The organism is Parachryseolinea silvisoli (genome assembly GCF_021190955.1).
Classification (GTDB): domain Bacteria; phylum Bacteroidota; class Bacteroidia; order Cytophagales; family Cyclobacteriaceae; genus Ohtaekwangia; species Ohtaekwangia silvisoli.
The window spans coordinates 884,191-897,358 of the sequence record NZ_JAIOAO010000002.1; the positions used below are offsets into that span (position 1 = coordinate 884,191).

Genomic DNA, 13,168 nt, shown 5'->3' on the forward strand with positions numbered 1-13,168 from the left:
CTACTTTAGTTTATACAGCTCACTCCCGGCCAGCAAAAATGCCCCGGAGCCGTACTCCTGGTAGTTGTCGATCGTCACCTTATCCGGCGAGGCGCCAATGGGCTGTACCCACTGCAACTTTCCCTCAGCCGTTACATACTGATTTAGTCCTGCCCAGGCTTTCTTCACTACCGGTAAATAGTCCTTTGCCGACAACACATCATTATTAATTCCCCAGGTCAACGCATAACAGAAGAACGCCGATCCACTCGTCTCCGGATGCGGTACCTCTTCTTCATCCAATAGGCTCGGGCGCCACAAACCATCCTTCGATTGAATCTTCTTCACTGCGGCGGCCATCTCGCGCAGCAAACTGACGTAGTCGTTATAGCGCGGATCGTCTTTCGGCAGGTACTGCAATACGCGCACCGTGCCGGCCATCACCCAACCATTGCCCCGTGCCCAAAAGGTCTTTTTGCCGCGCGGCGTTTTCTTATCAAAGAAACTCTTGTCGCGATAAAAGAGATGCTCTTCTTTATCGTAAAGGAAGGCGTGCGTATCCCAAAACATCGTGTTTAAATAGTCGCGGTACTTACGCTCACCCGTTACAGCGGCCAGACGTGACAGGACCGGCGGTGCCATAAACAAAGCGTCGCACCACCACCAATCCTCGCGTCCAGGCTTGGCGTCGAGTATAAGGGAGTCAAATGTATGACGGATGTCGGCGATCATAATGGGGTCTTTCTTCTCGGCATAGAGCGCCAGGTATGTTTGTCCCCTGGCGTGATCATCGGCATGGCGGAACCGTTGTGCAAGCTTCCAGTGAAACGATTCGGCCCATGCGGTGGCCGCGTCGCGGTAGTGGGTGTCGCCCGTGGTTTGATAGGTGGCGATGACGCCGGTATAAAAAGCAGCGCGTGCCCAGTCGTTTTCATTCTTTGCGTTAAAAGGGACCGGGTTGGCCAATTGCCAGTCGCATACACGTTTCATGACATTGGCAATGAAGGGCTTGGTCATCACATCGGACGACTTTTGTTGCCCCTGCGTGACAAAGGAGAGGAACAACAGGACGATACAAGCGTAACAGGTAGTAAATCTTTGCATAACCTAACCTACACATTTTGCACATGAGTTTCCAACCGCTCATCATAATAAACGGCATGCCATCCGCTTGTCACAGAACACCCCGAAGGTTGTCATTTTTTGCCCACCCGCATCTGCAAAAAATGTAATAGGTTTGTCCTATCAATATGATTAACAACCCTAAACACAAAATACCATGACAACAGAAAGCAAAGCCATCGCCGTCACCGTAGAAGCCATCGTAAAAGCACCCGTAGATAAAGTATGGACTTGCTGGAACGAACCCAAACACATTACCCAATGGGCTTTCGCTTCGGATGACTGGCATGCACCCCATGCGGAAAACGATCTGCGCAAGGATGGTTCATTCAAAACGACCATGGCCGCCAAAGACGGTAGCATGAGTTTTGATTTTGAGGGCGTATATACAGCGGTAGAAACAAATAAGCGGATCGCCTATACCATGGCCGACGGCCGTACCGTAACGATTGAATTTACCCCGGAAGGGCAGAACACACGTGTAGTAGAAACATTTGATGCGGAGACGCAACACTCCGTGGATATGCAGCGTGCAGGTTGGCAGGCCATCCTCGACAACTTTGCGAAATATACCGAAGCCCAATAATCAAAGATGCGTTCGCTCAAGAGCCTGAGGATATGCGAGAAAGGGCATCGCTACTATAAGAGCACCGACTGCCCTACATGCCCGGTCTGTGCCCAGGAAGCAAAGCCCACCGAAGGATTTATGGCAGGCTTGAGCGCACCGGCACAGCGTGCATTGGCAGGTGCCGGAATCAATACACTCCAGCAACTCGCTAAAAAAAGTGAAGCCGACGTCCTTGGCCTGCATGGCATGGGGCCGGCCAGCATACCCAGGCTGCGACAGGCACTCGCCAATGCAGGGCTCTCCTTTGCAGCCAAAGAAACCCAATCAATAAAAAAGGTGCGCCGTTAACCGGTGCACCTTTTTTATATGCAATGCGATGTAAACTATGCGCTAGTCCCTAATTACTTATTCTTTTCTTTCAGCTTGTTGCCCTGAGCGTCGAACTTCACGATCTTCTTGTCACGGAACAGTTGATGCCTGTACCGCTAATTCATCAGCGACTTTTTCCGGTGTAACGAAGTAGGGTTAGAATGGAACCTTTAACTCTTTGCTTAGCGCTGTCTTAGCGCTGTTGTTCAGCACAAGCTGTATCTTATATGCATACGTGTTGTTGATCACGACCTGACTATCCGAAAATTCCTGTTCTGCCGGGAGAAGGGATTGATACAGACTGAATGGCTCATTATTTTTTCTACGGTATATGTTAATCTTAACGGCAGGCTCATCGTATTGCCATTGCAGTGTGATGGTTTTGTTTTCACGGTTGATGGTGGCGGTTAGCGCTGTTACGGCTTTATGTATTCCCGATTCTGCAACAATCGCTCTTGACGTAACCTTGCTTGAATTTCCGGCACTATCATAAGTTCGGATGGTATACAGGTATTTTTCCCCGGGGGAGATGGTATTATCTACATAGTTTGTCTTAATTTCATGAGCAGACCATGTCAGTAAAAGCAGTTGTGCGGAATCACTCATGGCTGTCCTGAGTAAAGCTGACTTCGCTATATCGCTGCTGGAGCTGTTAATCCAGGTTAGCGTAATTCCTGCTTTGCTCATCGTTATCCTGGAAAACACAGGTGGTGTTGGTGATATCATATCCGGTCTTGTTAATTTGACATAACCGGAATATTTCGATGTGTTATAATTTCGATCGACAGCCACAATCTTGTAGAATATGTTCTTGTTTAGTACATCGATACGGATGGTGTCTGTAAACGTGTTGCCATGGGTAATCTCCTGAGTAACCTCTATAAATTCGTGGCCTGCATCATGTGCGGAAAAGAGACGGTAGCCCAACAAGTCGTGGTCGGCGTTTTCTTTCCAGGTAAGAATCACCAGTCCGGCGGAATCGATATTTCCGGTCAGCCCTATGGGTACTGCGGGCGGTGTGTTGTCTTCAGCATGAACGAAATAGGGGTAAGAATGGGATAGCTCAATACCCTGGTCATCCACTACTTTTATCTGGTAATAATTGCTGGTAGCGGAAATGGCATCGGAAAACTCACGTGTTTTGGGGCTAAGTGCTTTAGACGTTACGCTGCGGTAAGGGCCTTCCGCCTTTTCTGATTTGCTGATGATAAAGCCACCGATACGTGCTTCGAACGAAGCAGGAAATTCCCACTCAATAACAACATTATTCTTTTCGGGTTTTACCTGAGTGATGACGATAGTTCCAGAAAGATCATTTTTCCCTGTACCCGTTACAATATTTGAAGGAGGACCAGTTTCTCCAAAGGGGGTGATTCCCTTCACACGGTACCGGTAAGATAAGGTGTTGTTAGCGAGCGAATCGACAAAGTGGGCTTGTTCCGCAGACGTTGACTCACTCATGGGGATGTACGGCAGTCCGGTGATGGCTGTGAACTGTTTCTCGTTCTCATCATACCGTTCAATAATATAAGCGGAGTATATACCCCGGTGTAACATAAGCGGCCAGGAAAGCGTGACGGTTTTGTCACCGAACGTGGCGCTCAGGTCATTGAAGGGTTGTAATGGTTTTGCTGCCACAACATCAACAACAATCACTCCAGGCTCAATTTTTATTGTTTGTATTGTATTGGCCAATGCAATTTTATAAATGTAGCGGACTCCGGCCTGGGCGGTTGAATCGCTGAAGAATAATCCTGCCGCGTGGGCTATGCCAGGTGTTAAATCGCACATCAGCATCAATAAACCGAATTGATTTTCCAAATCGTTGTGCCTTTGTAAAATAGAAGCCGCATCATTTTCTTTCAAGGTTTTGTCTTCACGATACATCAATTCCTGCAGAACGGCAGCATCTTCATTTATAACAGCAAGCTTTGCTAACCTTTCCCTGGAAAGTGGTTTAATACCAGCCTGTAGTGTCACCGGTACAGCGGATTGCAATGTGCCATCGTCCGTTAATTGAAACCGCTCTAGTGTATAGCCGTATTTGTTGCCGAGTTGCCATACTGTAAAATCTGTAGGTGCCCAGCGTAGCGATACCCGGTCGGGCTTTACATGCGAGAGGACTTTGATGCCATGCGGTACCGGGTGTTGTGCCTGTGCAATATGAAAGCAGAGCAATAAGCAGCAGAACACACCTGATGTAAAATTCAGGAATGATTTTGGTATAGACAGTATAGTATTTTTTTTATTCATTCTTGTAAATAGACGGTACGTTTAAAATTGAATAACAATCTGTTTTTGCGTGGTGATTTGATCTTTGCCGGGTAAAGCGTATGAAATGGTTACCGGATAAGATCCGGACATCAGGTCCGTATATCCTGTGGCCCTGAGCAGCCGGGTTACGGCCTGAGGTACGCTGCCGCCTGCTATAGCCCGTGAGGCGGCTTTGTTCCTCAATTCATCGTAGTCTCCAAAACTGATGAAGGAAAGAAAATACAATATTTTGACCAGACCGCTTTTGGACGTAGATATGCCGGATGAAATATTAATTTCCGTGAGAATATAGTTTTCCTGTTGGTTGTATAACGATACGGCTCGTAGTGGCCGTACACCAAGCGAGTCTGTGTTTCGTCTGGTAATAGATACGCCCGGATCGAGGGGGTAGGTATCATACATCATTGGGGAAATGACATTCTTCATCCAATTGTTTTCATAAGAGGCTGTGAGCTGAACGAGGGGTTTATGATGATTGGGGTTTCCACGGATTTCAAGATTGTCGAATGTCTCCGAAAGAGTCAGGCGTTTGCCGATCACAGCGATATTGCCAATGGCTACATCGAAAAGATTCTGCGAGGTGGATGCTGCAGCCAATTTTTCACTGAAGTTTCGGTATTGGCTGGTGCGAAACGCGCTGGTATAAATATCTTTCTCAAGACTTTGCACAATAGTTCCTTTCAGTGTGTTGGAGCGTGTATTTACCTCATTACCCTCCCCGGCATCTTTTTTGATGTTGTCTCTTTTTATGTTCTTGTCCACCTCATCGCTCGATTCGGGTTTCTTTATGAACGAAAATCTATACACGGTCTCTTTGTTCAATCCTTCCGGGATATTGAAGTCTACTGTTGCTTGAGTGACGTTGTAACGAATCGGAGCTTCGATGACGTTACCGGATGGTTCCTTGAAACGCGCGAGGTAAATCCACCGTACACTGTCGGCGGGTGAAGGTTGAAAAAGGTAGGCTTGTCCGTGGCGGAGTTTTACGTATCCCTGCCCGTATTCATCAGGAAAGAAGTTGTATTGATTTTTGACCGGGTAACTGTACACCACATTTTCTTCGGGAATAAAATCGGGGGCAGCACCGGTAACAAAGTTCACGGCTTTGGTTTCGTAGTCAATTTGGTTGTTTTCTTTTAGGGCTTCCCAGTTTCCATTGTTCAGTTTCTTTTCCCAATGGATTTTTACCAAGGCTTGCAGGGATGCCTGCGGCGGGAGTATTTCTGAGGTACGCAAGGCAAGCGCGTCTTTTTTAGCATTCCACTCCCGGGTGCCCGCTAGATTTTGACCGTTGTGTTTAATATTGAATTCGTCCAGAACGATCCGGTAGGTAGTTAGCTCATCCTGGTTGTTGAGCATGCTAAGCTCAGATTCCATGGCCGTGTTGAACGTTACCTGTGGAGAGGTAAAGACACTTACATCGTTACTCCCGGCGTCGGGTTTTAAATCAGCGATTACTACTATATCGCCCAGTTCGCCGCCCGGTGTCGAGATCTCACACTCGTCGCCAACGACGATTTTTATGTTGAACCTGCCGCTTACCAGACCGCCCAGCACAGAGTACCTTCCCGCCATCTCGCCTTTTAACCAGGTTGGGTTAGGCAACTTGGCTTGTAACAAGGCTGCCGCACCCAGACTAAGGAAGTCGATTTTTTTCCCTCTTACTCTGATGCCAACTTTTCCTTTCATGAAAACATAGGCCTGGCCGGATGCATACCATCCGTCAAAGCCTATTCTATCCGTAGAGCCCAAACAAGTGGCGTTACCGAAATCACGGATCATGACATCGGCTCCGGCACCTATTGAGAACACGGCATAGAATGGCCTGATCTTATCCTTTGAATCGTATCCTGTCTGGAAACGCAGACCCAACGCAAAACCTCTGCCCATTGTCAGCGTTGTTTCATCCTGTACAAGTGCTTCTTCGCGCTCCCCCATGATCTCACGAAGCTCTGGCGGGGGTGGAGGTAATTGTTCCAGTTGTGTTCCCGCCATAAAGTATCCCTGCGCCACGGCAAGGTTCGCCACATCAACGCCTAGCATCTGGGACGGACGGCCCATGTAAATGTACCAGTCGCGCGAATCAACGTGGATGACAGCTTCTCCCATCATGTTGTTGGCACCCGTTCCGCGTACTTTGCCCTCTAGGTTCAGGTACGTTTTCAGGTTGGCATGGAAGACGCCATTGTCCTGGTCGTAGATCATATTGAGGTCGGCAAATACTGGAGCGGGCACGGGTCGTGTATCGGAAGCTCGCCCACGCGATTCTGTGGAAGTGAGGAAATAGCCTGCGCCCTTAAACTGTGCATACCGTAACCCACCGGAGGTATTGAAGGCTACTTCAAGCACGGCATCGGAGTTGAAGGCTTTTTCGTTTCCGGCAATCAGTGTAACTCCTGCCATGAAGGAGAGACCTGCACGGGCATCGGGTATAAATTCACTTTGCGTTATGCTGTTGCCGGCTGAACCAGTTGAAGTTAATTGCGTGAAGTCTGGCGAGAAGGCCTGCTTGCGTGTCATCTTGTACGATGCTCCACCAATAATGCCGTTGATGGCTAATGGAGGAACAATGGGGATGGCTACAGTGGGTACATAAGCATCTAAATGCCAGTAGCGGAAATTATCCTTGCTGCCAAAATATCCATTGACTTGTATGCCTCGCTCCAATACTTTTTTGATCGAGAGGCTTAAGCTGCCACGGAAGCCATCACCAAACTGAGGGTCGTCATCAAACATCGTAAGCTTCCCGGAGATCGCGAATGCCGTGGTATTGCACGCCAGTGCTATTTCACTGACTTTTATACCCGCAAATTTCCATTCTTGCTTTTTAATCTCGCCATTACTGGTTGCAATAACCGTTTCTTCAACTTCAGCAGCGATATGGATTCTTGTACTGGCGGCGAACCCTTTTGCATCTTCTGCCATGAAGTTTATACTCACGCTAAAAGCCAATTCAAACTTGCCATCCACTACCTGCGGTACAATGTTATCGATACGGATAGCAAATCCCACACTTTCTCCCTGACCCTGACCCAGAAGCGAGAATTGTGCTCCATGTACATAAGGACTTTCCGAGGACAGCGCAAGATTCTGGAACTCGATGCCACTGCATTTCATTTTTCCATCCGCTATGGAAATTGATCCATTCAGAATTGCTGAGGGAAGAAGCTTTCCATTCTTTCTTTCAATGGAGATCATGGAGCCTTCGCCCAGTTTAATTTTAGCTTTTAGATGCTTTGTTGTATATTCAGTATCAGCCGATGTAATAATTGAAAATAAATAATTGATGTAATTCTCGGATTGATGAATATCAGCCTTATAAATAAGGGGTTTCTCTTCTCCACCTAAAAAAGGCACCGCGATTTTGCCGTTCATTTCTCCTCCCACGAGTCGATTCTGTACAAACTGCATGGATAAATTTTCCACTGAGAAAGCCCAGCCATCTGCCGATCCTGTTTTTGCAGTTGTTAGTGGTGGTGTTTGTCCGGGAGGGGCATCGGATGGTGGTGTCGGAGACGAACCTGTTCCAAGAGAAAGCACGTTAGTACCGGCAACAGTACCGGAAACACCGGTTTCGTCAATGATGAGATTACGTGCTGCTATTGTCGTGGGCGCGCTTCCTGACAGGCCATCGATGTGCACACGTAACTCTTGTAGATAAAATCCTTTCCATAGATTTTCCAAATCACCATAGGGTTGCTGATACCCGGCGGGGAAAGTGAATGAAGGTGGATTAGCATAGTCACTAAAATCAACTACAGCATTTTTTACTTCAAAAGTAATATCATCAATATTTTTAATCTTAAATGGTAAAATATTAACATTGACCATCCAGTTACTAAGATCCGATACGTTTGTTTCAAAACTTGCAACAACGTATTTTCTGTTCGCAACAGAATCCGGAAAGCTTGTGCCCGGACTGGTTGTGTTATGAGCAGGAATAATGATGTTATCATTAAATACAAAATTACCTTTTATATTAACGGACTTAAATCCACTGCAATCAAACTCAACAAAATTTGATCCGTCAGCAGGAAGCTCCAGCACAGTGTTGTCATTGATATTTACCCATTGAGGTGAAGCAAGAGCAAGTTTTGTTTCTGAGAGCGAAGCAAGACCGTTTTTATTGAACTCCACATTGCGCGCGCGAAAAGCTATTGATCTTGTAGTGCCCGGAATAGTGATGGAAGCATACGCACTGAAGAACCATCCTTTGCCATCCCAGTAGGCACTGTCGATAGCAATAACATAAATTCCGTTGCCGATCTGGCGTGCGATACCGATGGGGAGATCGGCAAGGTCTTCTTCGGCGAAATTGTCTGTTGTTTTATTCTTGTCCACAACATCTTTACATGTTTGGTGTATGTGACGCTCCAGCGGGCTCATAGGCTTGCCTGCATTTATGATCGGGTCGTCCTGCGAGAAGGAAACCGAGTGTATGAAACAAGCAACTAGTGTTAGTACTGGTATAAGACGAGGTATAAAGCACTTCATCGGCCAATGAGATACACAATGGAGGCGCGTAGGCAATCGGCTAAAGAAATTCAATGGCGGTTTTTCTACGTGAAAGAGTAAAGGCATGTTTGTACATGTTAAGGGTGATCTGAGCAAGGACTACAAACATCCTGATAATATAGAAAGGGTGAAGTGTAATTGCGTCGAATACCTTACCGGTAATTATGTAATATCAATTAGTAAACAGGTATCATCATCCGTTTGCAATGGATGGATTTAGTTATAAAGGAATGGTGATTACCAGAAAAAGATACATACAGAAAGCAGCCACCTGTTGTTATCGTAGCTTTGTAGAATCGCAATCTGTAAAAAAATCACTCCATGCTTACATGCAGGCATAACAAACCATACTGGCATATCCTCGTTATTTTCTGTGTCTTTTTGTGTTGTAATTCGCACATCATACGCGCGCAGGAAAAAACTGCAGCGGTTCATTTACTTGAGGTCTTCAGGGTTCATACCACGGTGAATGAAGATCCTGCTAATGATGATGAATTTCGCTGGAAGCTATGGTTGAATGACCGGTATCAAGGGTGTATTGAGGTTAATGGTGATAATGGATATCATGACAGGTATATGACTTTCCTTACGGATTCTCGCTATGATGTCACACAGCCGTTGGTATTTACCCTTGAAACCTGGGAGAATGATGGAGGAGGCTCATGTGTTTATGAAAGCAGTGATGAGGCGCACTGCGGTCCTACAAATTTTTACCTGACACTTGCGAACTACGAGCCTGGAGTGATGCGAACTTTCGAAATGAGCCCTTGCAGGAGGTTCACACTATGGATAAGATTTATCTATGGTGTTCCGATACCGAAAAATGTCACGGTGTTGCCGTCAGGTGAAACTTCTATATGCGATGAAAGACCGTGGATTACATTAAGCTCGGACAACTTCATTAATCCAGACTATCTTCCAAATACTACGTTTGTCTGGCAATACCGGTCAAATAGTACCCGGATATGGAGGGAACTGGGCAGAACTATAGGAAATCCAACGTATTCGTTTAATAATATACGAGACCTCAGGTTCATTTCTCAACAGACGACGAATGATGTGGAATTCAGCGTGAAATTGATTTATCGTACCAGTGAAGGCTCCATACGCTATGGTGAGCCCACGCCGGCAAGCGCAGCCATTCATATAAGCCCGGTAGCACCGGATATCGGTGGTGAGATCTCAACCTATCCCACCTGCTTTGGAACAGATACCGGGAGGATAGAGGGCTATGTCAGTGGATTATTCTCCAGCTATAATTATATTCTGCGCAATACTACACCCTGTAACCCCAACATACCCGGCAGTTGCGGAGGGGATAAATCAGGAACGATAGACCTGGAAAATGTTACGTCCGGATCCTTTTCAATTGAGGATGTTCCTAAGGGAAGTTACACCCTCCTTATTACAAATCCGGGTGGCAGTTCCGGTGTATGTTATAATACGCGCGATGTAACGATAGATGAGCGGCCCTCCCTGCAATTGGTCGTAAGCGGTGTTGATCCGGTTTCGTGTTACGGAAGTTCTGATGGCACAATACGGTTATCGGCTACAGGGGGAAAAATTCCCTATGGAAATTACTCGCTCTCAAAAGCAAGCGGAGAATTTCTTTCAACCAATTCAACCGGAGATTTCACCGGGCTAACAGCAGGTACGTATATAACAAACATTACCGATGCCTGTAACCAGCTAGATCCTTCTACCATTGCTACTGTGGTGGTTCCTGAACCAGTTCGTGTAAACGCTGCGGTCACGGTTACATCACCAACCTGTAACTCGCCTGCCAATGGCGCTGTGCAAGTGGCGATTAACCAGGGAGAGGGCGACTATGTATTTAAAATCCTGCAAAGCGCCGAGCCCGTGGTGGAGGAGAACGCTTCAGGAGTGTACTGGTCCGCCGCTCATCTTCCAGGCGGTACATACACGGTGGAAATACGTGATGCCCAGCGGTTGCAGTGCGAAGGCTTTGCGGAAGAGATCGTTTTATCACCACCGGAAAATTTTGAGCTTACGCTACCCAACGCTGCCAAAGACGATGTCGATTGCTACGGCCGCAACAATGGCAGCATTTCCCTGCACAATGTTGATCTGAGCGGAGATTATAAATATAGTTTGCTGACATCCGTACAAGCAGAGCTGCGCGTCTTAACCACGACACCTACTTTTGACAATCTCTCCGCCGACCGTTATACCCTGGTGATGCAACGAACCATCGAGGGCTGCAGCGACCGCGCAGAATACCCGGCCGTACTGGAAGTAACACAGCCCGAACAACCGGTAATTACGCTCGACAAAAAAGATATAAGCTGTCATGGTGAAATAGACGGTGCCATCATTGCCTCGGTAGCCGGGGCAACGCCATCCGACAAATATAGCTGGGAAATGCAATTAGGAAATACCTGGGCTTCATTAAATCATTCGGAACGCACGCTCACCCATCTTGAAGCCGGCACCTACCGCATGCACGTAACCAACGATTATAACTGTACCGCGACCGCGCCGGAGGTGACGGTCGTTGAGCCGGCTGTGTTGTCCATCTCCAGCGTGAGCACGCAGGATGTAGTCTGTTTTGGAGAAAAGGGACAGATAGCAACTGTTTTACAGGGTGGCGTCGCACCGTATGTGTACGAGTATACATCCGCCACCGGGGAGGTTGTTAATGCATGGTCGTCGGTAGCGTTAGTCGGTAAAGGTGTTTACACCTTGCGTGGCCTGGATGTAAATGGTTGCGCTGTGAATCTTGCAACACCACTGACCATCACGGCTCCGGATGTTCCGCTCAGCATGTCTCTTTCGCCTTCCGACTACAACGGGTTCAATATTTCCTGCACGGGTGCTTCCGATGGCAATGTGACGATTGACGCCAACGGTGGTAACGGAGGCCGTTATTCAGGATATGAATACTCGTTGGATAAACAGGTGTTTCAAGCCAGTGCTCACCTGGCAAACATCGATGCCGGCAATCACACCTTTTTTGTGCGCGATGAACGTGGCTGTATCGTCCATTCGGATATTCTTATGACCGCCCCTGCATCATCCTTACAGGCACAGTTGCTTGGCAAGAAAGATGTACGTTGTGCAGGCGATATCGATGGATTCGTTTCCATCGATGTACAGGGAGGTATTGCCCCCTATACCTATACAATGGGAACCAGGTCGCAATCAGATGGGACATTTTCTCCGCTTCCTTATGGGAACTACACGATTCTTATTACAGACCGGAACCATTGCGAATTGGAGTACCAGGCTTCCGTTGACGTGCTGATTCCTCCCATGGATGTGCAACTACAACATACGGATGTGACCTGCCATGGAGGGAATGACGGATCCGCACAGGCCTTGGTTACGGGTGGTATGCCTCCGTTAAAATATATGTGGAGTGGACTGACCGCTGAAACCTCCGGGCTTTCAGCCCTTGCAGCCGGTACCTATCAGTTTACTGTAACAGACCAGGCGGGTTGCATGCAGCAGCGTGAACTGATCGTTCGTGAACCCGACCAATTGATTGCGCGGGCATCCGCTTTTTCCGTGTGCCCGGCCAAAATCAATGGCGAGATACGACTAGCAGCGGAAGGAGGAACGCCTGCATATCAATATTCTTTAAACGACGGCTTGCTTTACCAGCAGGAATCGCTTTTCGTGGTGCCTGCAGGTACTTATGCCTTGCGTGTCAGAGATCAGCATCATTGCGAAGTTGCGCTTCAGGCCGAAGTAACAATGAGCACGAACGCTGCGCCCGATCCTAACTTCATTGTAGCGATGACACAACAGGCCTCTGATACATTACTGATCAAAGAAATCAGTGCGCCTAAGCCTGACAGCACATGGTGGACGTTTGATCCTGCTATTAACGTTGTGAATGAAGATCGCGAGTCACCGCTCATCACCGTCAGCGATCCGGGTAGTTACGATGTTACAATGCAGGGTTTTTTTGGAGGGTGTGATTACATCAAAACGCTTACACTCACCATTAGCCCCTTTGATCCGGAAGCCAAGGTGGTGAGCAAAATTCCAGTAAGGGTGATTAAGACTTTGGTAGTCACGCCAAACTCCAACAACGGGCAATTCGATGTTACGGTGGAACTGGACGCCAGGCAGCGGTTGACCGTAACGGTATATGATATGCTGGGGGTGGGCCATTATCGACAGCATTGGGATAAGACGTCCGGCATTGTTACATCTGTAGATATATCCGGCACAGCGGCTGCCGGTGTGTACGTACTTCAGGCCGTGACAGACACGGATGTCCGGGAGATTCGCCTTGTCGTGAACAAGTAACGTGTAACCGGTAGACCATGCACAGGATGAACACAAGCGCTACATCAACCCCGGGTCGTGCGG

6 protein-coding genes are annotated in these 13,168 nt (G+C 47.6%); 3 read left to right on the top strand and 3 right to left on the bottom strand.

Annotation, left to right across the window (positions count from 1 at the left end):
* The gene (locus K7P01_RS13615) at positions 1 to 1,083 is read right to left on the bottom strand and encodes a glycoside hydrolase family 88/105 protein (protein ID WP_267293835.1); all 1,083 of its coding nucleotides are present in this window, start codon (positions 1,081 to 1,083) and stop codon (positions 1 to 3) included.
* Positions 1,084 to 1,258: 175 nt separating this feature from the next.
* Between K7P01_RS13615 and K7P01_RS13620 the strand changes: the two genes are divergently transcribed.
* Positions 1,259 to 1,687 carry an SRPBCC family protein gene (locus K7P01_RS13620; protein WP_267293837.1) on the top strand — a complete coding sequence of 143 codons (429 nt, stop codon included), beginning with the start codon at positions 1,259 to 1,261 and terminating at the stop codon, positions 1,685 to 1,687.
* Between the two features lie 6 nt (positions 1,688 to 1,693).
* A complete protein-coding gene (locus tag K7P01_RS13625; protein ID WP_267293839.1) occupies positions 1,694 to 2,017 on the top strand; it encodes an RNA polymerase alpha subunit C-terminal domain-containing protein in 324 nt (107 codons plus the stop codon).
* 177 nt (positions 2,018 to 2,194) lie between these two features.
* On the opposite strand, the gene K7P01_RS13630 is transcribed toward K7P01_RS13625, so the two are convergent.
* Positions 2,195 to 4,291 (bottom strand): fibronectin type III domain-containing protein, encoded by a 2,097-nt coding sequence (locus tag K7P01_RS13630; protein WP_267293840.1) that lies wholly within the window; start codon positions 4,289 to 4,291, stop codon positions 2,195 to 2,197.
* Positions 4,292 to 4,312: 21 nt separating this feature from the next.
* Positions 4,313 to 8,698, bottom strand: coding sequence for a hypothetical protein (locus tag K7P01_RS13635; RefSeq protein ID WP_267293842.1), 4,386 nt, complete (start codon positions 8,696 to 8,698; stop codon positions 4,313 to 4,315).
* 1,200 nt (positions 8,699 to 9,898) lie between these two features.
* Here K7P01_RS13635 and K7P01_RS13640 point away from each other — a divergent pair.
* Complete coding sequence (locus K7P01_RS13640; RefSeq protein ID WP_267293844.1) at positions 9,899 to 13,105, top strand: T9SS type A sorting domain-containing protein; 3,207 nt, start codon at positions 9,899 to 9,901, stop codon at positions 13,103 to 13,105.
* The last annotated feature ends 63 nt before the right edge of the window (positions 13,106 to 13,168 follow it).

Bases quoted from the DNA above. Each gene is read 5' to 3' on its own strand.
- K7P01_RS13615 (WP_267293835.1), bottom strand. From the start codon at position 1,083: ATGCAAAGATTTACTACCTGTTACGCTTGTATCGTCCTGTTGTTCCTC.
- K7P01_RS13620 (WP_267293837.1), top strand. From the start codon at position 1,259: ATGACAACAGAAAGCAAAGCCATCGCCGTCACCGTAGAAGCCATCGTA.
- K7P01_RS13625 (WP_267293839.1), top strand. From the start codon at position 1,694: ATGCGTTCGCTCAAGAGCCTGAGGATATGCGAGAAAGGGCATCGCTAC.
- K7P01_RS13635 (WP_267293842.1), bottom strand. From the start codon at position 8,698: ATGAGCCCGCTGGAGCGTCACATACACCAAACATGTAAAGATGTTGTG.
- K7P01_RS13630 (WP_267293840.1), bottom strand. From the start codon at position 4,291: ATGAATAAAAAAAATACTATACTGTCTATACCAAAATCATTCCTGAAT.